The organism is Johnsonella ignava ATCC 51276, assembly GCF_000235445.1.
GTDB classification, from domain to species: domain Bacteria; phylum Bacillota; class Clostridia; order Lachnospirales; family Lachnospiraceae; genus Johnsonella; species Johnsonella ignava.
The window spans coordinates 311272-337562 of record NZ_JH378831.1 but is presented as its reverse complement, the minus strand read 5'-3'; the positions used below and the strand labels follow the sequence as shown (position 1 = coordinate 337562).

Annotated in this window: 20 protein-coding genes, 1 tRNA gene, 1 rRNA gene and 1 pseudogene; 18 read left to right on the top strand and 5 right to left on the bottom strand. The window is 35.7% G+C overall.

What is annotated here, in order from left to right:
- From HMPREF9333_RS05880 to HMPREF9333_RS05840, 8 genes and pseudogenes are all read left to right on the top strand, one after another.
- Positions 1 to 432: ribosomal RNA gene (locus HMPREF9333_RS05880) — 23S ribosomal RNA — on the top strand; the annotation flags it as partial.
- A gap of 93 nt (positions 433 to 525) precedes the next feature.
- A tRNA-Gly gene (locus HMPREF9333_RS05875) sits at positions 526 to 598 on the top strand.
- A gap of 558 nt (positions 599 to 1156) precedes the next feature.
- Positions 1157 to 3766 (top strand): ATP-dependent chaperone ClpB, encoded by a 2610-nt coding sequence (gene clpB / locus HMPREF9333_RS05870; protein ID WP_040882337.1) that lies wholly within the window; start codon positions 1157 to 1159, stop codon positions 3764 to 3766.
- A 392-nt stretch (positions 3767 to 4158) separates the two neighbouring features.
- The gene (gene cls, locus HMPREF9333_RS05865) at positions 4159 to 5664 is read left to right on the top strand and encodes a cardiolipin synthase (protein ID WP_040882336.1); all 1506 of its coding nucleotides are present in this window, start codon (positions 4159 to 4161) and stop codon (positions 5662 to 5664) included.
- A 147-nt stretch (positions 5665 to 5811) separates the two neighbouring features.
- A complete protein-coding gene (locus HMPREF9333_RS05860; protein WP_040882334.1) occupies positions 5812 to 6561 on the top strand; it encodes a lysophospholipid acyltransferase family protein in 750 nt (249 codons plus the stop codon).
- 54 nt (positions 6562 to 6615) lie between these two features.
- Complete coding sequence (locus HMPREF9333_RS05855) at positions 6616 to 6888, top strand: chorismate mutase (RefSeq protein ID WP_005540565.1); 273 nt, start codon at positions 6616 to 6618, stop codon at positions 6886 to 6888.
- A 109-nt stretch (positions 6889 to 6997) separates the two neighbouring features.
- Positions 6998 to 8497, top strand: a complete 1500-nt coding sequence (locus tag HMPREF9333_RS05850) for a Ppx/GppA phosphatase family protein (RefSeq protein WP_005540563.1) — start codon at positions 6998 to 7000, stop codon at positions 8495 to 8497.
- Positions 8498 to 8592: 95 nt separating this feature from the next.
- A pseudogene (locus tag HMPREF9333_RS05840) lies at positions 8593 to 10915 on the top strand (RNA degradosome polyphosphate kinase).
- Positions 10916 to 11205: 290 nt separating this feature from the next.
- On the opposite strand, the gene HMPREF9333_RS12225 reads toward HMPREF9333_RS05840, so the two are convergent.
- Positions 11206 to 11970, bottom strand: a complete 765-nt coding sequence (locus HMPREF9333_RS12225; RefSeq protein WP_005540558.1) for a DUF1307 domain-containing protein — start codon at positions 11968 to 11970, stop codon at positions 11206 to 11208.
- A 468-nt stretch (positions 11971 to 12438) separates the two neighbouring features.
- Here HMPREF9333_RS12225 and HMPREF9333_RS12220 point away from each other — a divergent pair, with 468 nt between their 5' ends.
- The 6 genes from HMPREF9333_RS12220 (at position 12439) to HMPREF9333_RS05805 (ending at position 19446) form a co-directional block, all read left to right on the top strand.
- Positions 12439 to 13104, top strand: a complete 666-nt coding sequence (locus HMPREF9333_RS12220; RefSeq protein WP_005540557.1) for a hypothetical protein — start codon at positions 12439 to 12441, stop codon at positions 13102 to 13104.
- A gap of 196 nt (positions 13105 to 13300) precedes the next feature.
- A complete protein-coding gene (locus HMPREF9333_RS05825) occupies positions 13301 to 13915 on the top strand; it encodes a TetR/AcrR family transcriptional regulator (protein WP_005540556.1) in 615 nt (204 codons plus the stop codon).
- Between the two features lie 12 nt (positions 13916 to 13927).
- On the top strand, positions 13928 to 15679 hold the full coding sequence (locus tag HMPREF9333_RS05820) for an ABC transporter ATP-binding protein (RefSeq protein ID WP_005540555.1): 1752 nt from the start codon (positions 13928 to 13930) through the stop codon (positions 15677 to 15679).
- Entirely contained in the window at positions 15676 to 17430 is a 1755-nt protein-coding gene (locus HMPREF9333_RS05815; RefSeq protein ID WP_005540554.1) for an ABC transporter ATP-binding protein, read from the top strand. The genes HMPREF9333_RS05820 and HMPREF9333_RS05815 overlap by 4 nt, the downstream gene beginning before the upstream one ends.
- Positions 17427 to 18002 carry an L-2-amino-thiazoline-4-carboxylic acid hydrolase gene (locus HMPREF9333_RS05810; protein ID WP_005540553.1) on the top strand — a complete coding sequence of 192 codons (576 nt, stop codon included), beginning with the start codon at positions 17427 to 17429 and terminating at the stop codon, positions 18000 to 18002. Before HMPREF9333_RS05815 ends, HMPREF9333_RS05810 begins: the two co-directional genes overlap by 4 nt.
- Positions 18003 to 18081: 79 nt before the next feature.
- Positions 18082 to 19446 carry an MATE family efflux transporter gene (locus tag HMPREF9333_RS05805; RefSeq protein WP_005540552.1) on the top strand — a complete coding sequence of 455 codons (1365 nt, stop codon included), beginning with the start codon at positions 18082 to 18084 and terminating at the stop codon, positions 19444 to 19446.
- A 129-nt stretch (positions 19447 to 19575) separates the two neighbouring features.
- Here the strand turns inward: HMPREF9333_RS05805 and HMPREF9333_RS05800 are convergent, their stop codons facing one another.
- The 4 genes from HMPREF9333_RS05800 to nagB form a co-directional block, all read right to left on the bottom strand.
- Positions 19576 to 19854 carry a type II toxin-antitoxin system YafQ family toxin gene (locus HMPREF9333_RS05800; RefSeq protein ID WP_005540551.1) on the bottom strand — a complete coding sequence of 93 codons (279 nt, stop codon included), beginning with the start codon at positions 19852 to 19854 and terminating at the stop codon, positions 19576 to 19578.
- Positions 19855 to 20112, bottom strand: a complete 258-nt coding sequence (locus tag HMPREF9333_RS05795) for a type II toxin-antitoxin system RelB/DinJ family antitoxin (RefSeq protein ID WP_005540549.1) — start codon at positions 20110 to 20112, stop codon at positions 19855 to 19857.
- Between the two features lie 569 nt (positions 20113 to 20681).
- Positions 20682 to 21806: an ABC transporter ATP-binding protein gene (locus HMPREF9333_RS05790; RefSeq protein WP_005540548.1), complete on the bottom strand. Its 1125-nt coding sequence runs from the start codon at positions 21804 to 21806 to the stop codon at positions 20682 to 20684.
- A 492-nt stretch (positions 21807 to 22298) separates the two neighbouring features.
- On the bottom strand, positions 22299 to 23024 hold the full coding sequence (gene nagB / locus HMPREF9333_RS05785; RefSeq protein WP_005540546.1) for a glucosamine-6-phosphate deaminase: 726 nt from the start codon (positions 23022 to 23024) through the stop codon (positions 22299 to 22301).
- Positions 23025 to 23366: 342 nt separating this feature from the next.
- On the opposite strand from nagB, the gene HMPREF9333_RS05780 reads away from it, so the two are divergent.
- From HMPREF9333_RS05780 to HMPREF9333_RS05765, 4 genes are all read left to right on the top strand, one after another.
- The gene (locus tag HMPREF9333_RS05780) at positions 23367 to 23738 is read left to right on the top strand and encodes an SdpI family protein (RefSeq protein WP_005540544.1); all 372 of its coding nucleotides are present in this window, start codon (positions 23367 to 23369) and stop codon (positions 23736 to 23738) included.
- 111 nt (positions 23739 to 23849) lie between these two features.
- Positions 23850 to 24878 (top strand): S66 family peptidase, encoded by a 1029-nt coding sequence (locus tag HMPREF9333_RS05775; RefSeq protein ID WP_005540542.1) that lies wholly within the window; start codon positions 23850 to 23852, stop codon positions 24876 to 24878.
- 198 nt (positions 24879 to 25076) lie between these two features.
- Complete coding sequence (locus HMPREF9333_RS05770; protein ID WP_005540540.1) at positions 25077 to 25595, top strand: peptidylprolyl isomerase; 519 nt, start codon at positions 25077 to 25079, stop codon at positions 25593 to 25595.
- On the top strand, positions 25573 to 26280 hold the full coding sequence (locus HMPREF9333_RS05765; RefSeq protein ID WP_005540539.1) for a GNAT family N-acetyltransferase: 708 nt from the start codon (positions 25573 to 25575) through the stop codon (positions 26278 to 26280). The genes HMPREF9333_RS05770 and HMPREF9333_RS05765 overlap by 23 nt, the downstream gene beginning before the upstream one ends.
- The last annotated feature ends 11 nt before the right edge of the window (positions 26281 to 26291 follow it).

Genomic DNA, 26291 nt, shown 5'->3' with positions numbered 1-26291 from the left:
CCCAAGAGTTCACATCGACGGAGTGGTTTGGCACCTCGATGTCGGCTCATCGCATCCCGGGGCTGTAGCAGGTCCCAAGGGTTGGGCTGTTCGCCCATTAAAGCGGTACGCGAGCTGGGTTCAGAACGTCGTGAGACAGTTCGGTCCCTATCCGGCGTGGGCGCAGGAAGTTTGAGGGGAGCCGTTCCTAGTACGAGAGGACCGGGACGGACCGACCGCTGGTATGCCTGTTGGGGAGCAACCCCATGGCAGGGAAGCCAAGTCGGGAAGGGATAAACGCTGAAAGCATCTAAGCGTGAAGCCCCCCCTAAGATGAGACCTCCCGCGCGTAAGCGTTAAGACCCCTTGAAGACTACGAGGTTGATAGGACGCAGGTGTAAGTGCAGCAATGTACTAAGCTAGGCGTTACTAATAGGTCGAGGGTTTAACCAGAGGCTGGAGCATGTGGATTTTGTCTGATATGCGGTTTTGAGGGTACGGGGTATCGGGAAATTGATGTTATATTTTATATATTTATTATGATACGCACGAGTGGCTCAGTTGGTGGAGTACGACCTTGCCAAGGTCGGGGTCGCGGGTTCGAGTCCCGTCTCGTGCTTTATATTATTTTAGCAGAAGCTTGTAAAATCAAGGCTTCTGTTTTTTTATTTATATGTGTTTTGAAGACACTTGAAGACACTATTTTAAAATATTTATTTCAAATTGCTTATTTTAAAGAGCTTATTTTAACAGAGTACAGCCTGTACTCTCGTATAGCTTTTTAAAATTCAGGAGTATAGGATTTTAACTTTAAATTTTCTGATGTTTGCCAAATCGTATAAGGTTGTTGTGCTTTGGTAAATACATTACTTAAATATCTATTTGCATAATAATATATTTACAGAATTATATATTTGACAGAAAAAAATTAATTGATTTAGTAAAAGTAGTTGACATAAATCCAATCGTGTGTTATAGTACACATATAACATATATAATATATAAGACTATATCAGATAAAAGGAGATACCAGACAGGAAGCCAGAAGTAAAAGTATAACTAAGCTGCTCCCAATATAGGGAGCATTAAATATAAAGTAATAAATAAAATAGATACTGCTAATATTTATAAATATATTATATAAACTAAAATGATTAAAAAGGGAAGGAAAAGGGATATGAATATAAATAAATTTACACAAAAATCAATTGAGGCAGTTAAAAACACTGAAAAATCAGCATATGAGTATGGAAACCAACAGGTTGAACAGATACATTTGTTATATGCACTTTTAACACTTGATGATTCTCTTATACTGAACCTTATACAGAAAATGGGAGTTTCCAAGGAGATGCTTATAAATGAAACTTTGAGTAAACTTACAACTTTGCCTAAGGTTTCAGGCGGACAGCTCTATATAAGTGAGGGATTAAATAAAGTACTCATTTCTGCAGAAGATGAGGCAAAAGCTATGGGAGATGAATATGTTTCAGTTGAGCATATATTTCTTGCCATGCTTAAGCATGCTGATAGTTCAGTAAAGGAAATTTTTAAAAGCTATGGTATAAATAGAAACAGATTTTTAAAGGTACTGTCAGAGGTAAGAGGAAACCAAAAGGTAACTTCCGATAATCCTGAAGCAACTTATGATACACTTAGTAAGTATGGTTATGATCTTGTTGAAAGGGCAAGGGAGCAAAAACTTGATCCTGTAATAGGCAGAGATAATGAGATAAGAAATGTAATAAGGATATTAAGCAGAAAAACCAAAAACAACCCTGTGCTTATAGGTGAGCCGGGTGTAGGAAAAACGGCAGTAGTAGAAGGGCTTGCACAAAGAATAGTAAGAGGAGATGTCCCTGAGGGGCTTAAAGATAAAAGACTTTTTGCACTTGATATGGGAGCACTTCTTGCAGGTGCAAAATACAGAGGTGAATTTGAGGAAAGACTTAAGGCTGTGCTTGATGAAGTTAAAGGCAGCCACGGCGAGATAATACTTTTTGTAGATGAACTTCATACAATAGTTGGAGCAGGTAAAAGTGAGGGTAGTATGGATGCGGGAAATATGCTTAAACCGATGCTTGCAAGAGGTGAGCTTCATTGTATAGGTGCGACTACACTTGATGAATATAGGAAATATATAGAAAAAGATCCTGCACTTGAAAGACGTTTTCAACCGGTGCTTGTAGATGAACCTAGTGTTGAAGATACCATATCAATACTTAGAGGACTTAAGGAAAGGTATGAAAATTATCACTCGGTAAAAATAACAGACTTAGCGCTTGTAAGTGCTGCAATACTTTCAGACAGATATATAAGCGACAGATTTTTGCCTGATAAGGCGATAGATCTTGTTGATGAAGCCTGTGCACTTATAAAGACTGAAATGGATTCAATGCCTGCTGAGGTTGATGAACTTAGAAGAAAGACCATGCAGCTTGAGATAGAGGAGGCTGCACTTAAGAAGGAAGATGACAGTCTTTCACAGGATAGGCTTAAAATGCTTCAAAAAGACCTTGCAGAGCTCAGAGATAAGTATTCTGAGCAGAAATCGAAATGGGAAAATGAAAAAAAGCGTGTTGAAGGACTTGCTTATATAAGGCAGGAGATAGAGGATGTTAATAAGCAGATAAATGAAGCAAAGCAAAAGTATGATCTTGAGACTGCGGCACAACTTCAATACGGAAAACTTCCTGAACTTAAAAAACGCCTTGAAGAAGAGGAAAAGAAAGTTAAAAGTGAAGATTTAAGTTTGGTACATGAGTCGGTTACTGAGGAAGAGATAGCAAAGATTGTATCAAAATGGACCAATATACCTGTATCAAAGTTAAATGAGTCTGAAAAAGAGAAAGCTCTTAACCTTGATAAAGAATTGCATAAAAGAGTTATAGGACAGGATGAAGCGGTTATAAAGGTATGTGAGGCGATACAGAGATCAAAGGCTGGTATAAAGGATCCCGGCAAACCCATAGGCTCATTTCTGTTTTTAGGACCTACAGGAGTTGGAAAGACTGAACTTGCAAAATCACTTGCTGCACAGCTGTTTGATGATGAGTCAAATATGGTGCGTATAGATATGAGTGAATATATGGAGAAATTTTCAGTAAGCAGGCTTATAGGTGCGCCTCCCGGATATGTGGGTTATGATGAAGGCGGACAGCTTACCGAGGCGGTAAGAAGAAAACCCTATTCTGTAATACTGTTTGATGAGGTTGAAAAAGCACACCCTGATGTATTTAATGTACTTTTGCAGGTGCTTGACGATGGCAGGGTAACTGATTCACTTGGAAAGACAGTTGATTTCAAAAATACTATAATAATAATGACTTCAAATATAGGTTCAAGCTATCTTCTTGAAGGAATAGATAATGAGGGGAATATAAAATCTGAGGCACAGAAGGCTGTAAATGAAGAATTGAAGGCACATTTCAGGCCGGAATTTTTAAACAGGCTTGATGAGATAATATTATTTAAACCGCTTACAAGAAAGGATATAGGAAGTATTATAAATCTTCTTATAGATGAGATAAATAAAAGGCTTTCAGATAAGGAGCTTTTAATTGAACTTACACAAAAAGCAAAGGATTTTGTGGCACAAAGGGCATATGATCCGCTTTATGGTGCAAGACCGCTTAAAAGATATTTACAAAAGCATGTTGAAACAAAAGCGGCAAAGCTTATACTTTCAGGTGGACTCCATACCAGAGATACTATTATGATTGATGTAGATGAAACCGGAGAGGATCTAAAGGCTTATATAAAAGGTAATATATTAAAAAAGCAATAATTTAACAAATAATATTATAAGATGAAGTATAATAAAGTTTGTATCAACCTCCGGACTGATGTAATATAGATATATTCAGTCCGGAGGTTATTTTACTTTTTAAAATTATTATCAGGGTATATATGTATTTTATTTATTACATTTTATGATGCATGGAATTCTTGGCAGTATACTGCTTTATAAGATAATTATATTTTTATTATTTCAGATTTTACCCCAATATAAGCGGTTTTAGAGGTATTGTTTAAGGTAGCCAAAAGTAACAAATAATGATATACTATCAGTGCCGAAGGATTACGGGATATAGGACAAGAGATGATAATATAGGATAATATATGGCAAATTATGCCCGAATAAAGAAAGGCATAGTAAGCCGGTATATCAGGAGGGGTATGATTTTATTATTTGAATTTGAATCTCTGGTTGATGTATGGAAACTTATAATAGGAAATATAATTATTATAAATATAATGCTTTCAATAATGATTGTATTTTTTCAAAGGCGAGATCCTAAAACTGTCTGGACATGGCTTCTTGTGCTTTATTTTATACCTGTATTTGGAATATTTATATACTTTATACTGGGGCAGGATTATAGAAAGTCAAAGATGTTTAAAGTAAAAGAAATGGAAGATACGCTGCATTATTCAGTTGCCAGGCAGGAGAGATTTTTTGCTGAAAGAACAAAGGGTATGGAAAGCCTATATATATATAATTATATAAAGCTTATAAGATATAACCTGAATTCGGGTGCCTCGATGTTTACGGTTTACAATAAAATCGCTATATTTAATAATGGCAGAGATAAGTTTAAAAATCTTATATCCGATATAAGGAGTGCAAAAAGATACATACATATTGAGTATTATATAATAAAAAATGATTATTTATTTGATGCTCTTTCAAAGGAGCTTATATTAAAAGCCAGACAAGGTGTTGAGGTCAGAATACTTGGTGATGGTATGGGAGTCAGATTTATGCCTAAATATAAATGGGAGCAGCTTAAATCCGAGGGAATAAAGGTAGGGATTTTTTTTCCGGCAATGCTTGGCTGGATTAATCCCAGAATGAATTACAGAAATCACAGAAAAATAGTGGTAATTGATGATTATATAGGATATATAGGCGGTTTTAATATAGGCAAAGAGTATATAGGGGCTGATCCGAGATTCGGAAACTGGCGGGATACACATTTAAGGCTTACAGGAGAGAGTGTTCTTAGTCTTGAAGTGCGGTTTGCACTTGACTGGAACTATTCTGTAAAGGAAAACTTATTTGCAGATCCTAAATATAATATAAATGACATGTATGATGAATTTATAAATAATTTAAAAAAACGCAGTCATGAAATATGCTGTGTACAGATAATAGCAAGTGGTCCCGATTCCTCAACAAAGCAGGTTAGGAATAATTTTATAGAACTGTTTGGTGGAGCAAAACATCATATATATATACAAACACCTTATTTTATACCTGATGAGGCGGTTTTAAGTGCTCTTATAGTCGCAGTAAGGTCAGGAATTGATGTAAGGATTATGATACCGTGTAAGCCTGACCATCCATTTGTATACTGGGCAACTTTAAGTTGGGCAGGTACTCTTTTATATGAGGGTGCAAAGGTTTATACTTATGAAAACGGGTTTCTTCATGCAAAGACGGTTATGGTTGATTCAAAATGTGCATGTGTAGGCACTGCAAATATGGATATAAGAAGCTTTGAATTGAATTTTGAGGTAAATGCCACAATATATGATGAGGAAACAACAGAAAAACTTGAAAATGATTTTATAAATGATATTTCACTTTCAAAAGAGCTTACAGTTGAAATATTTGAAAAGAGAGGTTTTATAAGAAGATTTAAAGAACAATTCAGCCGACTTCTAAGTCCTCTGCTCTAGAAAATAATGATTAAATCATCACTTATTTGAAACAGCTGTATATGGATGTGTCTAAAATTGTATAGAAATGGTGCAAAATACCTGCCATTTGCATTTGCTAAACACTTAATCAGAGTTTATATAAATATAATTAATAAAAGGTGGATTATGATAAGATTAATCTTAGTGTCTTCAGTTTTAGTGGTTTTTTTTATAATTTCAATACCGGTAATGGTATTTTTATTGCTGCTCAGATTTATAAATAAAGGTCTTGCAAGTGATATTGCACAGTTTATTATTTCAGAAGTTGTAAAACTTATACTTGCAGCCACAGGCTCCAGTATATATGTCAGCGGAACACAGAATATACCTAAGGAGGGAACTGTACTTTTTGTAAGCAATCACAGGAGCTATTTTGATATAGCTATGGCATATGCATATACCCATAAAAGACTGGGCTTTATAGCAAAGGCTGAGCTAGGGAATATACCTCTTTTAAGAGAATGGATGTTTTTATTGAGATGCCGTTTTTTAGATAGGACTGATATGAAAAAAAGTGTAAAAACTATACTGGCAGGTATAAAAAATATAAAAACCGGAACATCAGTCTGGATTTGCCCTGAAGGAACAAGAGTCAGGGGTGAAACGGAATTTGATATGGATGAATTCAAAGAAGGGGCATTTAAGATAGCAGAAAAGGGAGGTTGCCCTATAGTGCCTGTTGCCATAAAGGGTACTGCCGATATTTTTGAAAAACATATTCCGTTTGTACATCCCTCAAGTGTAATTATGGAATATGGAGAACCTATTTATATAGATGAACTTGATAAAGAGGTGCAAAAAAAATTGGGTAATTATACAAGAGCTAAAATTGCAGGAATGCTAAGCACTATGGAAAACCGGGACTTTATTATATAAAAAGTTTCAAATTAGATTTATTTTTAATATATTACAAAACATTTAAGAAGATATATGAATTTACAGGAAATCAGAAAATCAGTTGATGATGTAGATAATGAGATCGTGAGGCTTTATAAAAAAAGGATGAGTCTTTGTGATGAAATAGGCGAATATAAAAAGAAAAATAACATGCCTATATATGACCCGGTTAGGGAAAAAGAGAAATTGAAGATTTTATGCAGTCTCGCTGATGATAATTCAGACAGGCAGGAAATAGAGGAACTTTTTTCTCATATTATGCTTATGTCCAGAAAAAGACAGGCTTTTATATTTGGAGAAGATTAAGGTGTTTAATTAATTATCCTGTTCTAAATTATGATTTTATCAGCATTTATAGCAGGATACAGTCCAGTTAATTAGCGAATATTATACTACTTTATAATACGAGGGGAATATGGCAATTAAAAGATTTGCTGCAATAGATGTAGGTTCATTTGAACTTGAACTCGGTATTTATGAGATAGGCAAAACCATAGGTATAAGGCGTATTGATTATATAAGACATATAATAGCACTTGGAAAAGATACATATAATACAGGCAAAATAAATTATGATCTTATAGAAGAGATGTGTACGGTTTTAAGAGATTTTGCCTTTATAATGTCAGGTTATCAGGTAGATGCTTATAGAGCATATGCCACTTCAGCCATGAGAGAAGCAAAAAACCGCAGGATAATACTTGACAGAATTAAAGTACGCACCGGACTTGATGTAAAAATTATATCAAATTCCGAGCAAAGACTTATAAATTATAAGGCGGTGGCTTCATTTGAGGATAATTTTAATGCTTCAATAGAACATGGTGCCGTGATTGCGGATCTTGGTTTCGGAAGTGTGCAGCTTACATTATTTAATAAATCCGAGATGATAAATTCACAAAATTTTCTGTTCGGGGCACTGAGGATACATGAGATGACTGCTGCAAGCAGTGCAGGCAGAGATAAACTTATTGAAAATATATCTAAGATGGTTGATTATGATCTTGAGATATACAGGAAGCTTTTTGTAAAAAACAAGGATATAAAAACCTGCATATGTATAGGCGATCCTATACTTTATCTTTTTAGAAAGGCTGGACTTTATAATAATAAAATTATAAAGCGTGATAATTTTATTGAATTTTATGAAAATGTAATAAAACTTGAAGCTGATGATATTGAAGAAAAATTTGAAATAAATCATAGGTTTTCAAGTATAATACTGCCGAGTATTATAATTTACAGGCGTATAATAGAAAAGCTTGATATATCTGATATATGGTTGCCCGGAATACAGCTTATAGACGGAATAGCAGCCGAATATACAAAGGATTCCAGAATAATCAAGACAATGCATGATTTTTCAGGCGATATAATTGCAATTTCGAGAAATATAGCAAAACGTTATAAGGCGGACGGCAATGACAGCGAATGTCTTGAGGTTAACGCAGTCGGTATATTTGATGCCATGAAAAAAATACACGGATTAAATGATAGAGACAGACTGCTGCTCAGACTTTCATGTATACTTCATAATGTAGGCAGGTTTATAAGTATAAAGAATGCACCCGCTGCCACAAAAAATATAATTGAAAGCACTGAAATTATAGGGATATCGCATGATGAAAGACTTCTTATTGCGGAGGTTGCGGCAGGCAGTATAGAAAGTCTTAATTACAGAGATGTAAAGGCTGCCAAGCTTATGGCAATACTTAAGCTTGCCCAGTCCTTAAGCAGAACCTATAAAGAACAGGTAAAGGATTATAAGTTTAAAGTTGAAGCTGAAAAGCTTGTTATATCTACGGCATTTTCAGATGATATGATATTTGAAATTCTTGCATTTGAGGCGAATAAGGTGTATTTTGAAGAGATATGCGGCATACAGGCGATACTTAAAAGAAAAAGGATATATTGATAAGTTTGTTTTTTACCTGAAATTTCAGACGCATTTAAAAAAAAAGGATATTTATAAGACTATCATAAAATAGACAAAAAACAGGGATTATACAAATGGCTGAGAAAAAATCATATAAGAAGACTGAAAATAAATCAGATAATAAATCAGTAAATTATGTAAACAGGGAACTTTCATGGCTTGAATTTAATAAAAGAGTGCTTGGAGAGGCAAGAGATAAAGAGATAAAGCTTTTTGAAAGACTTAAATTTCTTGCTATAACCGCTTCAAATCTGGATGAATTCTATATGGTAAGGGTTGCATCATTAAAGGATATGCTGCATGCAGGTTATATGAAGCCTGATATATCAGGCATGACTCCTGAAAAACAGCTTTCAAGCATAGCAGATGCAACTCATGAATTTGTTGATATGCAGTATTCTACCTATAAGCGTTCACTTCTTCCGAGGCTTGAAAAGGCAGGGCTTAGGATAATTGAAAATTATGAGGAGCTTGATGAAAATGAAGCTCAGTTTATAGACAAGTATTTTGCAGACAATGTTTATCCGGTGCTTACTCCTATGGCGGTAGATTCTTCAAGACCCTTTCCGCTTATAAGAAATAAGACACTGAATATCGCAGCTCTTGTAAAAAGGAGGGAGGATGTAAAGCCTTTTGTAGGATTTGCAAATATTGACAAGGCACAGAAAGAGAATGTAAATAGAGAAAATTATTCTGATGAAAGGGATAAATAAAAAAAATCAAAGTAAAAAAAATTCACATAATGTAAATTATAAAGGGTATGCAGGAGACGGTCTTGACTTTGCGGTGGTTCAGGTACCCGGAGTACTTCCCAGAGTGGTTGAGATACCTGAAAAATATGCTGCAAAAAAGCCGGGTATAAAAAAGACTATAATTCTGCTTGAAGAGATTATTGAAAAAAACTTAGATAATTTATTCTTAAATTACAATATAATATCAGCGCATCCTTTCAGGATAATGAGAAATGCGGAGTTTGAGCTTGATGAAGAAGATGCAGCAGATCTTCTTGAAGAGATAAAAAAACAGCTTAAAAAACGTCAGTGGGGTGAAGCTATAAGGCTTGAAGCAGAAGAGGGTATGGATAAAAGGCTGCTTAAAATACTTAAAGATGAGCTTGACATTGACAATGAAGATCTTTTTAAAATAAACGGTCCACTGGATCTTACAGTACTTATGAAGGTCTATGCACTTTGCGGTTTTGAAAAATATAAACTTGAAGCTTTTACACCGAGAGCAAATCCAAGATTTGAAAATGATGACAATATATTTGAAAATATAAAAAAAGGAGATGTACTTTTAAGCCATCCCTATCAGAGTTTTGAACCGGTTATAGATTTTGTCAAGGAGGCGGCAAAGGATCCTAAAGTGCTTGCTATAAAACAGACCTTGTACAGAGTAAGCGGCAATTCTCCTATTATTGCAGCACTTGCCAAGGCTGCAGATAACGGAAAACAGGTTACGGTGCTTGTTGAGCTCAAGGCAAGATTTGATGAGGAAAATAATATACTCTGGGCAAAGAAGCTTGAGCAGGCAGGATGTCATGTTATATACGGACTTGTAGGGTTAAAGACTCACTCTAAGATAACTCTTGTTCTTAGAAAAGAGGATGAAGGCATTATGAGGTATGTTCATCTTGGTACAGGCAACTATAATGATACAACTGCAAAAATATATACTGATTTAGGTATGTTTACATGTCGCAGTGATTATGGAGAGGATGCAAATGCGGTTTTTAATATGCTTAGCGGATATTCTGAGCCTCTTTCATGGAATAAACTTATAGTTGCACCGCTTTGGATGAAGGATAAATTTCTTCATAAGATAAAGCTTGCGGAAAGCGTAGCAAGAAAGGGGAATAATGCCTGTATAATTGCAAAGATGAATTCGTTGTCTGACAGGGATATAATAAAGGCACTATATGCCGCTTCATGTGCAGGAGTCAGGATTGAACTTATAGTAAGAGGAATATGTTGTTTAAGGGCAGGAATTGAAGGTCTCAGCAGTAATATAAGAGTTCACTCCATAGTGGGAAATTTTTTGGAGCATGCAAGAATATTTTATTTTAATCTTGATACAGAGGAAGAATATTATCTTGGGAGTGCCGACTGGATGACAAGAAATCTTGAAAAAAGGATTGAGATAGTCTTTCCTGTTGTTGATGAAGAACTCAAATTAAAGCTTAAGCATTATTTAAAAACCGAGCTTGAAGACAATGTAAAAGCATATATCTACATGCCCGACGGTTCATATGAAAAGCAGGATTTAAGAGGTAAAGTAAGGGTTAATTCACAGCAGATATTTATAAATGAGAGTATTGAAGAAGAAATTCGTGTTAAGAAACATAGAGACGGTATGAAGGATGAGAGGATGTTTACACCGCTTGAGGGCGGAGCATAGTAAATTATCCCATAACGGGAGGAGAGCCGGCAGATTCGGTCTGCCGGCTCGAGTATTATGAAAAAAATCTTGTAAGCTATTTCAGACAAGATAACCGGAAGTTGAGATTTTTATCTCCTCCGTATCTCTCATCTATGCCTGATATTATATATGTCATAAATGACAGGAGTTTGTTCATTGTGTAAAAGAACTTTTAACTGATTGTAAACAAAATATGAACAGCCTCACTTCCTCAGGCAAGTCGCTATAAGCAGGTTTGCCTACATAATGTCGGCTGCCGAAAGGGTGGTTTATTCTTTTATCTTATAGCCTGCCTTACGAAGTACCTGCTCAACAGTTTCAGCGTCGGTAATATTTGCAAGGTCGCTTGTACTGTAACTTTCACCATAGATAAGTTTTGCTATCTGTACCTTATCGATTTTTGAAAGATCAAGTACATTAAAGTCTATCTCAGTGTTTTCAATCACCGTACTGTTGTCATATGAGATATCTACAGATACTCCTTTTATAGACTTATAAGTACTTATATACGGTTCATATAATTGTTCGGCTTTACTCTTTGCATTTACATGAAGTGCTGAAAATGATGTTGATTTACGTATATATATATTTGTAATTTCTTTACCTACTGAAGTGAGAGTAACCTCATGGTATATGCCAAGCCCCGGGTTTCCTGAATAAAGCTTTTTTGTTTTGCGGGTGGTATCTTTATAGCTGTCATACGGATTTGTGCATGCACCTGATGAATTAAAATAGTAGGTAACTCCATGGTTGACATCATCCGGTTTTAATACCGTAGTGCACATACTGCCGTCTTTTTCAAGGTAATACCATGTTGAACCGTCAAGCAGCCAGCCGGTTTTCATATAGCCTTCAGAATCAAGATAATACCATAAATCCTTATCCTTAATCCATGAACTTTTTAAACTGCTGCCGTTATCATTGCGATACCACCAGCCTCTGCCGTCGCTTTGCCATGAACCGGCTTGTGCCGTAAAAAAAAAGCATGATAAGGCTGCTGTCAGTGTTGATATAAACAATAGTTTTTTATGCATATAACCTCCTTATAAATACTATCAGGATTAATCTCCTGCCTATTTAAAGTATATTTTATTTTTAGTGAAAAATATCTTTTACTTCTATAATTATAAGCAAAATTTTTAAAAAGAACAATAGTTTAAATAAAAATATTTAAACTGAAAGAACTGTATTACAGCATATATTGACTTAAAACCTATTGCAGATTTTTATTCTAGATTTTACGGATTGCTTACGTTTTTACTATAACTTATTTACATTTTACATATAGTTATTGAATATATTTATACATAAGGTTATAATCTGTCAGAGAGATCCGGTATTGGTATCTGTGTGTTGAAACAGCCTGCATTATCACTGAATGGAGGGATTGGTTTGGCTTGCAGGACTCGGGAGGGTTGATAATATTATCAGTTATAATAGCCGCCTTTTCCGGATTTAAGACAAAAAATAAGCACTGTTTGTGCATAACCAAGGAGGATTAAATGATAAAGAAAAAATTAGTATGTATGGCAGCTGTATCGGCATTTGTACTTTTAACGGCAATGTCAAGTTTTGCAGCTGTAAAAATTAAAAAGACTTTACCTAATGGCTGGAAGAGAGATGACCGTGGATGGTGGTTTGTAAATAATGATGGAAGTTATACTAAGAACGGTTGGCAGTGGATAGGAAAGAGATGCTATTATTTTGATGATGCAGGGTATATGTATGAAAACAATACAACACCTGATGGATATACAGTTAATGAAAACGGTGCATGGACTGTTGACGGAGTTGTTCAGATAAGAGAAGATGCCAAGGCGGATGAGAAATATTTTAATACAAAGGTTACCGAAAAGTTTGGTGAGCTTACATGTATAACTCCTACAAAGATAAAAGACAGGGGGGACTACTATGAGGTTGAGGCGGTAGTTTCAAAGGGTATACCTGCAGCTGACGGAACTACTGAGCAGTTCTCCACCGTAGTAAGGGTAAAGAAAGACGTTATAGTTCACATGATGGATGGTGATAAAAAGACTGATCTTGAACTTCTTTACTACATGCTTAACAGAAAGTATACAAATTGGAGAATGTTTGCACCCGGTACACCGAATGTTGTTTTAAATGAAGAGGGATATATCACAGAGTTTTACGATGTTGTAGGACGCTGATATAAATTAGATTAATTTAATTAAAGCCGGTTTTAGTTACATAAATTAAGGGGCTGTGAGAAAAAGGGTTAAAAATCCCTGTTCTCACAGCCTCTTTTTAAAATGAGTTATTACTCGAAACTTCTTGACTGAAACTGAAATCCATGCTAATATACCAGTGGTATATACCGCTGGTATATTAATTCGGAGGTATTTAATGAAAATATCAGAAACACAACAAAAAATATTGACGGTCGGAAAACGTGAGTTTTTAGACAAAGGCTTTAAGGATGCCTCTCTTAGAAAAATTGTAGCAGAAGCGGGTTTTACAAAAGGAGCTTTTTATGGATATTATCCGGACAAGGCTGCTTTGTTTGAAGCACTTGTTTCCGATGCGGCAGACGGCTTAACGGAGCAGTTTAAATCTGCACAGGATGCACATTTTGATTTGATTTCTGAAAATGAGACTGCTAAGAGCAGGGAGTTGTCTACAAAATATCTTTTGTACTTTGTGAATTATATTTATGATTATTTTGAAGAATTTAAACTTATCATTTGTTGTTCTGAAGGCACAAAATACTCAGATTATATTCATGAACTTGTAGAGCTTGATGTATCCAGGACAGAGAAATATTACACTTTACTTAAAGACAAAGGTAAGATAGCAGGAAGTGTCAGCCATGAGCTTCATCACATGATTACAAGTGCATATTTTACGGCTGTATTTGAAACTGTTGTTCATGATATGACCAGAGAACAGGCAATAGAATATATTAAGGAATTGGCAATTTTTTTTAATTCCGGTTGGGATGGACTTTTAAAGCTTATATAACCAGGAGGCTGAATGAAAAATACGCAAAAAAACACATTGGATCGCTTAATTGAGTTTGCACACCCCTGCAAAGCTCTGCTTGCCAGTTCGGTTGTTTTTGCCGTACTCGGCGCAGGTTTCGGAATAGTTCCCTATATAGCTGTTTCACGAATAATTATTCAGATATGTGCCGGCGATTATAATTTGAAGTCAATTAGCTTTATGGCATTTATTGCACTTTCGGGGTATCTTTTACAGTTATGGTTATCGACTGTTTCGACAATACGCTCCCATAGAGCCGCATTCACTATATTAAAAAATATTCGCAGGGCACTTACAAAAAAACTATCAAAAGTGCCTATGGGGTTTGTTTTAGATACACCTTCAGGGAAATTTAAAACCATGATAGTTGATACGGTTGAAAAATTGGAGCTACCCCTTGCTCATATGATACCCGAATTGACGGCAAATATTATGATTCCTGTATTAACATTGATTTACTTTATATTTCTTGATTGGCGACTGGCACTTATCTCTCTTGCAACCTTTCCTATAGGAATGTTATGTTATATGGGTATGATGAAAGATTATGAAAATCGTTATGCAAGAGTTCTTGCTGCTGCTAAAGCTATGGATGCAGCCACTGTTGAATATATAGGGGGCATAGAGGTAGTCAAAGCCTTTAATCAAAGCAGTGCTTCTTACCGGAAATATGCGGAAACGGTAAAAGAAAATGAAAACTCTAAAGCGGAATGGCTCAAAAAAACAAATCCGTATTATTCGGCAGGTATTGCTGTAGCACCTTCCAGTTTGATTTGCGTTCTTCCTGCCGGCAGTTTATTTTATATAAACCGGAGTATAGATGCGGGCAGTTTTATATCTTGTATTATTCTGTCATTAGGGCTTATCACTCCTCTAATTCAGGCACTGCGATATACAGACAGTTTTGCTATGGTGGATGCTACTGTTAAAGAAATAGGAAATCTGTTAGATACTCAGGAACTGAAAAGACCTGTACAACCGGTGAAGCTTGAGGGCGAAAAAATAGAATTTTCGAATGTATGCTTTTCTTATAAAGATATGGAGGTCTTGCATAACATCTCATTTATAGCCGATACAAATGAGATGACAGCTTTTGTAGGACCCTCAGGTTCGGGAAAATCCACTGTCGCACGACTGATTGCATCATTTTGGGAAGCGGGAAGCGGAGTTGTAAGTATAGGAGGCATTGATGTAAAAAATATACCTCTTTCACAGATTATGGAACATGTTGCATATGTTTCACAGGATAACTACCTGTTTAATCTTTCCATAAGGGAAAATATAAGACTGGGAAAGCCGGATGCCGCAGATGAGGAGATAAGAGATGCGGCAAAAAAAGCGGCTTGTCATGACTTTATTACATTACTTCCGGACGGTTATGACACGATTGTCGGGGGCAGTACAAGTAATCTTTCAGGAGGAGAAAAACAACGTATCGCTATTGCGAGAGCTATATTAAAAAACAGCCCGGTAGTTATTTTAGATGAAGCGACGGCATTTACAGATCCTGAAAATGAGGTTGTCATACAGCGTTCAATAAGTAAACTGGTCGAAGGAAAAACTCTTATTGTAATAGCGCATCGTCTTTCTACAATTACAGCGGCTGATAAGATTATAGTGATGAATAAGGGCTCTATAGAAGCGGAAGGTACTCATACTGAACTGCTTGGAAGCTGCCTTCTGTACAGAGAGCTTTGGAATGCTCATATCAGTGCCCTTGATACTAAGGAGGTGTCGGCATGATTCATATGTTCAAACGGCTTTTGGATTTTTCAGGAACAGAAAGAAAAAGGCTGATTTTATCATTTGTTTTTCATATGTGTAACTCTGTATTTGAAATGCTTCCTATAATGGCGGTGCTTTCGGTTCTGACCGGGATACTTTCATCACTCTCAGGCAGTGCAATGCCGGTCAAAACTGTATGGATATCTTTCGGTACTATGCTTTTAAGTATCTTAGGGCGTATTTTATTTATAAATCTTTCTTCCGTAAAAGGAGCTTTAGGAAGCTTTTCCATGTGTTCAAAATGGCGTATGGAGCTGGGAGAAAAATTAAAACGTGTACCTATGGGATATTTTAGTGAACATAGGCTCGGTGATATTACAGCCGCAGTTACTACAACACTGGGAGATCTTGAAACCAGTGCCGTTACAGTGATGGAAGCTGTGGCAGGCGGATTTATCCATGCCGCAGTGATAGGTATATGGCTTCTGTTTTATGAATGGAAAATCGGTATTTTAATGTTTATAGGACTGCTTTTTTCTCTTTTTATATATGCAAAAACGCAGAAAGCGGGAGTGAAATATTCTATGCGCAGGCAAGCGGCACAGGCAGGGCTTGTAACAGGCATTTTAGAATATATACAGGGAATGGCTGTAGTCAAGGCGTTTGGACTTGCAGAACGCTCAGATAAATCTATGGATGCCGCTATCAGTGAAAGTGCAGAGGCAAACATTGTATTGGAGAAAGTTTTTTCATGTTTAGCTGCCGTATTTCAGATGGTATTTAAATTTGCCAGATTTGCAATCCTTATTGCAGCCCCCTATCTGCTGCTGCAAGGTGAGATGTCTCCTGAAAAATGTCTGCTGCTTATAGTTGCAAGCTTTATGATATATACAACGGTTGAACTTGCAGGAAGCACTGCCGCTGTTGCAAGAGTTGTAGATGCTTCATTAGACAGGCTTGAGGCTGTCTCAAAAATGCCTATGCTTGATGAATATGGAACGGATATTACCCCGGATAGCTGTGATATTACCGTTTCAAATATTTCTTTTGCATATAATGAAAAGGAAGTCATACATAATGTCAGTTTTTTTGTTCCGCATGGGACCAGCTGTGCAATTGTAGGACCTTCAGGTTCGGGCAAAACAACTCTTTGCAGTTTGATTGCACGTTTCTGGGATGTACGTGAGGGTGAAATTCTTTTAGGAGGTATCAATGTAAAAGATTATACTTGCGACAGTCTTCTTAAGAATTTCTCAATTGTATTTCAAAAGGTTTACCTGTTTGAAGATACAATTGAAAATAATATAATCTTCGGAAAACCGAAGGCTACAAAGGAAGAGATGATTTCAGCGGCTAAAAAGGCATGCTGTCATGAGTTTATATCTGCACTTCCTGACGGATATAAAACAAGGATTGGAGAGGGCGGTTCAACTCTTTCAGGAGGAGAAAAACAGCGTATATCTATAGCACGGGCGATTTTAAAAGATGCCCCCGTTGTAATTTTAGATGAAGCCACGGCAAGCGTTGATCCTGAAAATGAGTGGGAATTACAGAAGGCTATTGCGGAGCTTACAAAGAATAAAACTCTGCTGATGATCGCTCATAGGCTTAATACGGTACGAGGTGCGGATCAAATCCTTGTTCTTGAAGACGGACAGATTGTACAACATGGAAAACATAAGGAGCTTATAAGAGAGGAAGGGCTTTATAGACGTTTTGTAGAGATCCGTGAGAAGGCTATCGGATGGGAATTAGGGGGTCGATCATGACATACAGAAAATTTTATTCGGGAAGACTGGATATGCATATATTAGATAGGATAGATGCAGAGTATGAAAAGAAAAGAAAAATTCTTACTGATGAAATAGATAGAGGAGCATGGACACAAAAACAAAAGAGGAGGCAAAAAAGCAGTATAATCTCCAATATAGCATTATACAGAGGATTTATAGACCTTGGACTTTCAAAAAACGAGGCAAAGGAATTGGTAAAGGAGTATTCATTTTATATTGCTGAAAAGGTACATAAGCTTTTGAAAACATTTTTTTACATTCCTGGATTTTTCAGAGTTTTTCGCTTTTTTATGAAAAAGGGGATGTCAGGTGATGAAATATGGAAAAGTAAAATCCTGTCAAATGATGAAAAGTATTACCGCATTGATGTGCTTAAATGTCTTTGGGCAGATACCTGCAATTTTTTTGAATGCCCGGAACTTTGTGAGATATTCTGTTTATGTGATCATATTGTATTTGGGAATATAGAGGGGTTTGTATTTGAGCGGAGTCAAACTCTGGGAATGAACGGTGAAAAATGCGACTTTTGTTTTAGAAACGATAAATAAACCAAGCCTCAGTATCTTTAAAGGGTATAATTTAATGTATGAATGAATGTGAAAATATACTTACAGGAGGATATTTATAATGGATATACGTGATAAATTACTTAGTGAAAATCCCTGGAAATTGATGATTAGTCTCAGTTTGCCGGCAATTTTAGGGCAGCTTATAGTAGGCTTATATGCTTTTGTCGATTCGATCTATGTCGGTCAAATGGTGGGAACTGATGCTATGAGTGCGGTTTCGGCAGCATCTCCGTTTATACTTATAAACAATGCGATTGCGGTACTGCTGGGAATAGGTTCGGGCTCAGTCCTTTCCAGAGCGATCGGAAAGAAAGCTCAGGATATAATTGATAAGATTATAGGAAATCTTACTTTTTTAGTGATTATGTTATCATCGGCGGTTATGGTTATAGGTATTATATTTGCTCCTGAATTTTTGCGTTTATCAGGTGCGAAAGGAGATATCCTTAACATGGGTGTTTCTTATTTAAGAACGGTATATCTCGGATCTATATTTGTAAATTTTATGCAGGGTGCAAATATGGTGATACGGGCAGAGGGGCGCATGGGGATCGCAATGGGAATTATGGCAGCCGGTGCTATTCTCAATATTATATTGGATCCGATATTCATTCTGCTTATGAGATCTCAAGGACCGCAAGCCGTTGCAATAGCAACTGTAATTTCTCAATTTATTCAGGCTTTAGTAACCTTAATATATTTTCTGAAAAAAAGTCCGGTAGTACGTTTTCACGGAATAAAACCTGCAAAGGATTTATTGCCTGAAATCTTTTCTGTGGGCATGAGTGCTATGCTTATGCAGATTATGATGTTGATTCAAATGACGGTTGTATATAATACGGCGGTGCACTTTGGAGGAGAACACCAAATCGCTCTTATGGGAGCCGCTCAGAGAGTTATGCAGCTTGCTTTTGTTCCGATATGGGGGATGAGTCAGGGGATGCAGCCTGCTGTCGGAACAAATTTCGGAGCAAAGGAGTATATGCGTGTTAAAAGGCTTACAAATATATTTATTATAGGTTCTACCTGCCTTGCCGGATTTTTCTTTGCTATAATTGAAATTTTTTCAACACAAATATTGTCAGCATTTATTACCGATTCATCTATTGTAAGGTTAGGTTTATACAACTTTCGGATTATGTACTGCATGTTTCCTACCTACGGGCTTCTTATAATGACGGTTACCTACTTTCAGTCAATCGGTAAAGCGAAGCAGGCGGGGCTGGTAGTTATGTTAAGGCAGCTGTTTCTGGCAGTTCCTTTAGTGCTTATATTGCCTCGCATACTGGGCGGAAACGTCCTTGGAGTATGGCTGGCATTGCCTTTGAATGACATAATTATCATTTTAATTGCAGTTGTTTTGCTGATTAGTGAATATAAGCACCTTATGAAGCTGCAGAGGGATATAGGGACGGTAATATAGACGGATAACGAATAAATATAATAAAAAAGCCGGTTGAGCTGATTTGGATCAGCATATACCGGCATATACACGGCTGGTGATATTAACAGGATATTAATTATATCCTGGGTAATGTAAACAAAATTTAGCTTACACCTTAAACAAATCTGCATGAGTTCCCGTTGCAGTGGCTGTCAAGATGAGCTTATCTTTTTCGATGCGGTAGATAAGCAGCCAGTCAGGCTCTATATGACATTCTCTAAAATCCGACATATTTCCTGATAGCTGGTGATCTTTATATTTATGAGGAAGTATTTTATCATTTGATAATTTATTAAGGATGGCAGTGAGTTTTGAAATATCTTTGCCACGTTTTTTCATTAGTTTAAGGTCGTGTTTCATTTTATTGGTAAATAAAATTTGATACATCTAATCCTCCAGCATTGCTTGTACAGCGGCTTCAGCTGAATTGTAAGGACCGTGAAGATTTCTGGAAAGGCGAGCATCAATAATTGCCTCCAATATATCCGGATTGGTATGACTTACCATAAATGGTATTCCATTATGTTCAAGTGCCGCATTTAAAAAAATGCGTACAGCTGTTGATGTATCAAGTCCAAGACTTGCAAAAAGAAAATCGGCATTTTTTTTCAAATTATCGTCAATACGAATCTGTAATGTTGCCATAGTACACCTCCATTGCCAATGTAATGATTTATACTTGAATTATAATACAAAATCAATCTATTTGCAATGTATTTGATTGATTATAGAAAAATTCAGACATATAATATTGTCAAAAGTAAAGTTCAGAGGCATCAAGTTCCCCTGATATCAATTTAGTTCTTGCAAGCTTTCTCAGTTCAATCATTCTTTCTTTCCGGTCAATTCATTTACCAATGACTTTTGTGGTGATAATGTAAATGCATTACTGCCGGCTTCATTTTAAACCTATCGAATTCGATAGGTTTAAAATCCGGGTTATGCATTGATTACCGTAAACCTGAAAACTGAATATTATCCTTGCTTCTCAGGCAGTTATTAATAACTATAAATGGCTTATCACTTTTATATTTTGCAATATCCGTAAGACTTATATAGTCATTTTTAAAGTTTTCAGTATAAATTTAAATTGCAAAACCTTTTGCTTCGATCATATCTTTTCCTAAATTGTTAGTGTTATTTTTCACTGCCATAATTTTTTTCTGAAATAGCATTATTAGGTTTTACTTTATCACTATATAACATTAAAGTTATTACTGCTCCTTCAAGGCTATACTTTCACCGCTTTCTTTGTCAAATAGATGAATCTTTTCAAGATCAATTGCAAATGTTCCACGTTCACCTGAAACTAAGTTTGTACGTGGGTTTACTCTGGCAGTTATCTGAATATCTTCAAAATCACAGTATAAAAACACCTCGGCACCGAGCAGCTCATAGACTTTTACCTGTGCTTCAATAACACTTGAAGGGGAATTTGAAATAAAAATCTCTGAATCGTGTATATCTTCAGGGCGAACGCCAAGTACTATGGTTTTTTTATCATAGCCTCCTTTTATAAGTCTTTCAGCCTTATCTATCGGGAGATTGAGCTTATATTTTCCGACTGTAAGCTCAACTGTATTTTTATTCACTACATTTACAAGTGCATCCATGAAGTTCATCTGAGGAGAACCTATAAATCCTGCAACAAAGAGATTAGCCGGGTTGTTGTAGAGATTTTTAGGAGTATCGACCTGCTGTACAATACCGTCTTTCATTACAACTATCCTTGTACCCAGAGTCATCGCCTCAGTCTGGTCGTGAGTTACATATATCATAGTGGCTCCAAGTCTTTCATGAAGCTTTGCAATCTCTATTCTCATCTGCACTCTTAATTTTGCATCAAGATTTGACAGAGGCTCATCCATAAGAAAAACCTTAGGATTGCGGACTATGGCACGTCCCATAGCAACACGCTGACGTTGTCCTCCTGAAAGAGCCTTAGGTTTCCTATCAAGCATGCTTTCAAGTCCGAGTATTTTTGCCGCATTTCTTACAGCCTTATCAATTTCATCTTTAGAAACTTTTCTTAGCTTAAGTGCGAAAGCCATATTATCATAAACCGTCATATGAGGGTAAAGAGCATAATTTTGAAAAACCATAGCTATATCTCTGTCTTTCGGTTCTACATCATTAACCGCTTTACCGTCTATCTCAAGAGTTCCCCCTGTGATATCCTCAAGACCGGCTATCATACGCAGAGTTGTTGATTTGCCGCAGCCTGAAGGTCCTACAAATATTATAAATTCCTTATCAGCTATCTCGAGATTAAAATTATGAACCGCCTTAAAACCGTTCGGGTATTGTTTTTCTATCCCCTTAAGAGATAAACTTGCCATTCTGTCAATCCTCCTTAAAAAATAAAATTGTATTTTTATAGATAAAAAATATTTATATTCACATAACCCCTTTATATAAAAGGTTTATATAAAGTATAATGCTGAAAATATTACTTCCTGACTAAATTCAGGCAGAAGTCTTTATATATAAAAACTCCTGTAAATATAATATATAATAAAAAATTGAATATGTATAAGCGAAAGAGATGAAATGATATCCCTTTTTATACCATTATAAATGAATTTGATGAGATGTAAACATAAAAATAAAAAGAATATAGCCGCCGGCAGTTTTTTTACTAATTCAGCATATTTTGTTATATATAATCAAACCAAAAAACACCTTAAAGCTTAGAGCTTAAGGCGTTTTTTAAAAAAAGTCATGTTTAAACGGTATGTAAAGTTATTTTTATAACCAAAATTATTTTTTTGATAGTAAAAATGATATTTTAACTTAGAAATATTAATACGGAATAGTATAGAGAAAGCATTTTACAGATATTTTGCGGCTTCCTCATCTGCTACTACATATAGATGCTTATGAAGCTGCAAGATTGAAGCAGGAACTTCAGGAGTTACAGGACCGTAAAGCACTTTTTTCAGTATATCAGCCTTAGCTTCTCCGGTAACCATTAAAAGCACCCTGCGTGCCTGCATTATAGTTCTGATTCCCATAGTATATGCCTGTTTGGGAACTTCGGCTTGTGAATTAAAAAAACGTGTATTTGCCTCAATAGTGCTGGGTGTAAGATCTACACAATGTGTATCGCATGTGAATTTTGTATCGGGTTCATTAAAGCCTATATGGCCGTTGTGCCCGAGTCCGAGAAGCTGGAGATCTATACCGCCATATTTTTCTATAATTGAGTTATATAAACGGCATGCCTTGTCAGCATCCTTTTCAAGACCGTCCGGAACGAATGTATTTGATTTATTGATATTTACATGATTAAAGAGATGTAAATTCATAAAATATCTGTAGCTTTGGTCATGTTCAGGAGAGAGTCCTCTGTACTCATCCAAATTTATTGAAGTTATACCTGAAAAGTCAAGTTCTCCTTTTTTGTAAGAGTCAACAAGTTTTTCATATGCACCTATCGGAGTGGAGCCTGTTGCAAGCCCTAGGATAGAGTCAGGCTTAAGTGTAATCTGTGCGGCTATTATAGAAGCCGCTTTCTTTGATGCCTCATCATAATTTTTTTCCTTATAAATTTTCATAAAATTAAATACTCCTTTAGTATCTCTAAAAATTGACAAATGTAATTATAGTCATCTGTCAGTATATTGCAAGAAGTTCATAAAAAAAACATATATTTACCCAACTTGTGAAGCGGTATATATAGTACAATTAAAATATAAAGTTAGTAAAAGTAGAACAGAAAGAGTAAAGAAAAACAAACTGTTTTGTATCCGGCTTTTCAGTTCTTTTTCTATCTGTTTCTATGAATGACTTGAAAGCAGATATGATAACGAATTAGACCTGTAAAACCGGACTGAAACATGGTAGAATATCAATAAATATTTAATGAAACAAATTTAGGACTTGTGGAGGCATTCATTATGAAATTTTGGCTTTTAATGGTAGGTATTGATTTAATTAACCCTCTTACTATGATTGCTCTTGGATGGTATCTGTTAAAAAGTAGAAAAGCTAGGGAGGTATTCGGTTTTAAAACGGCAATGTGGGTGAAAAATAATGATACCGAGAAATTTGCTTATAATTTTTGCAGTAAGTACTATTTTTTTACGGGTATAATTATGATGCCTTTATCAATTATAGTGATGCTCTTATTTATTTCTAAGACTGTGAGTACAATTGGATTAGTTGGTGGAATAATTTGTACCGTACAAGGATTTTTATCAGCAGGTGCACTTCTTGTTACAGAGATTGCTCTTAGGAAAACATTTGATAAAGCCGGACATAGACGATAATTCTCCATTTGTCTAATTGAATATAGTAATTTAAGAAACAAACAGTAAATCAGAAAAGGTTACTGCTTTTCTTTGCTAAAAAATTTACTATGAATGTAAAAGGAAGTATGTATGGTTAATAAAATAGGTATAGTTAGCCTGTCAAGCGGGATTTTAGGAGAAAGTTTTATCAAACATGAACTCGAAATAGGCAAAGAAAGATTAAATAAATATGGCATAGAGATTGAGTTCTTACCTAATGCACTAAAAGGTGTTGACTTTATAAAAAATCATCCCGAAAGCAGAGCGGATGATTTGTTAACGGCTTTTAAGGATGATTCAATTGATATGATTTTATGTGCGATAGGAGGAGATGATACATATAGGTTGTTGCCTTATTTGTTTGAAAATAATGAACTGGAAAATATTGTTAAGCAAAAAATATTTTTGGGTTTCTCTGATACAACCATAAATCATTTTATGTTGAATAAAGTCGGTGTCAGAACATTTTATGGACAGGCATTTTTGACAGACGTATGTGAACTTTCAAATGAAATGTTACCATATACAAAAAAATACTTTGAAGAGCTGATTACAACGGGAAAAATAAAGGAAGTGCGTCCTAGTGATGTTTGGTATCAGGAAAGAGAGGATTTTAGTGAGAATGCTGTCGGAACTGATATGGAAAAGTATACAAACGACGGATTTGAATTATTAAGTGGCAAGCCGGTATTTAAGGGTAAGATTTTAGGAGGTTGCCTGGAGTCGATATATTATGTATTTGACAACACCAGATTTAATGACACAGTATCCGTTTGTAGTAAATATAATTTATTTCCAAAACTTGAAGATTGGAAAAATAAAATTTTGTTATTAGAGACCAGTGAGGAAAAGCCTGCTCCGGAATTATTTAGAAAAATGATTAACACTATAAAAAAGTATGGAATATTTGATGTACTTTCAGGTGTTTTAGTTGGAAAACCTCAAAACGAAACATATTATGACGAGTACAGGAAAATTTTGTTGGAGGAGATTTCTAATAAAGATTTATCTGTTGTCTATAACCTGAATATCGGTCATGCAACACCCAGATGTATTATTCCGTTTGGAGTTGATGCCGAAGTGGATGTATGCAGACAGGTAATTGTTTTCAATTATTAAATAATGAATACAAATTCCGGCTTGCAGAACTGAATAATTTAATAAATACAGTAGTTTAAGAAACAGTAAATCAAAGGTTTGCTGTTTTTTATTTACCGGTATTTCAAAATTCCAGCTGTTAATTTTTCTTGTTTAAATTGCGTTGTAGTTGTATACTTGAGTAAAACAAATTTGACTAGATTAATGAGGTATTTAAGTATGAATAATCCGATGGCAGTAATTGAGATGGAAAATGGTGATATAATAAAGGCTGAGCTGTATCCTGATACGGCACCTGAGACTGTAAGGAATTTTATAAGTTTGGCAAATGAGGGATTTTATGACGGCCTTATATTTCACAGAGTTATAGAGGGTTTTATGATACAGGGCGGCTGCCCTGACGGTACAGGTATGGGCGGTCCCGGATACAGCATAAAGGGTGAGTTTACACAAAACGGTTTCACCAACGACTTAAGACATACAAGAGGAGTGCTTTCAATGGCAAGGTCTATGAATCCAAATTCCGCAGGAAGCCAGTTTTTTATAATGCATAAGGATTCACCGCATCTTGACGGAGCCTATGCAGGTTTTGGCATGGTTATAGAGGGTATGGATGCAGTAGACAGGATAGCTCAGACTGAAACGGGTGCAAATGACAGACCGATTGAAAAACAACAGATTAAATCTATAAAAGTTGATACTAAGGGAATGGAGTATGAAGCTCCTAAGAAATGTTAAACTGTATGATAAGCAGCAGGTTCCGGTACTTATTTCGGATGAGGTAAAAGTACTCAATGATGCTCTTAGTTCAGGGATGGCAGTGATTGCAATTATAAACGGAAACAGCACTATACCTGTGGGTTTATGCAGATATGCACTGACACAGATAGAGGATATAAATGATATAGATGAAGATTTTTTATATACTGTTGCATGCAGACATTTAAATTTACCGCTTATGCTGTCGGAAAGTGAAAGAATCTATATAAGAGAGTTTAAGCCCGGAGATTTTAATGCCCTTTCGGAACTTAGTGCTTTTAATGACGATGTAGCAATATTTACCGACAGAGATTTATTTATATCATATATTAAAAACAGATATGAATTTTATAATTACGGGCTTTGGGCAGTTGTTGAAAAGCAAAGAGGATGTCTTATAGGGACTGTCGGTTTTACTGAAACAGATAAAGCCGATATATACGAATTAAGTTATGCAGTCCATAAGGATTTTAGACAAATGGGTTATGCAACTGAAGCTTTGTATATGGTAATTGAATATGCATATAAAAAATTCGCTATAAGTAAATTCACGGCAAGAATATCTTATAATAACGAAGCTTCAAAATCGCTTATTCTTAAGGTGAAAAAGAAACTTTACGATAATCAAAGAATGATATCAATATTTGTAAATTATAGAAGATAAGGATATAAATT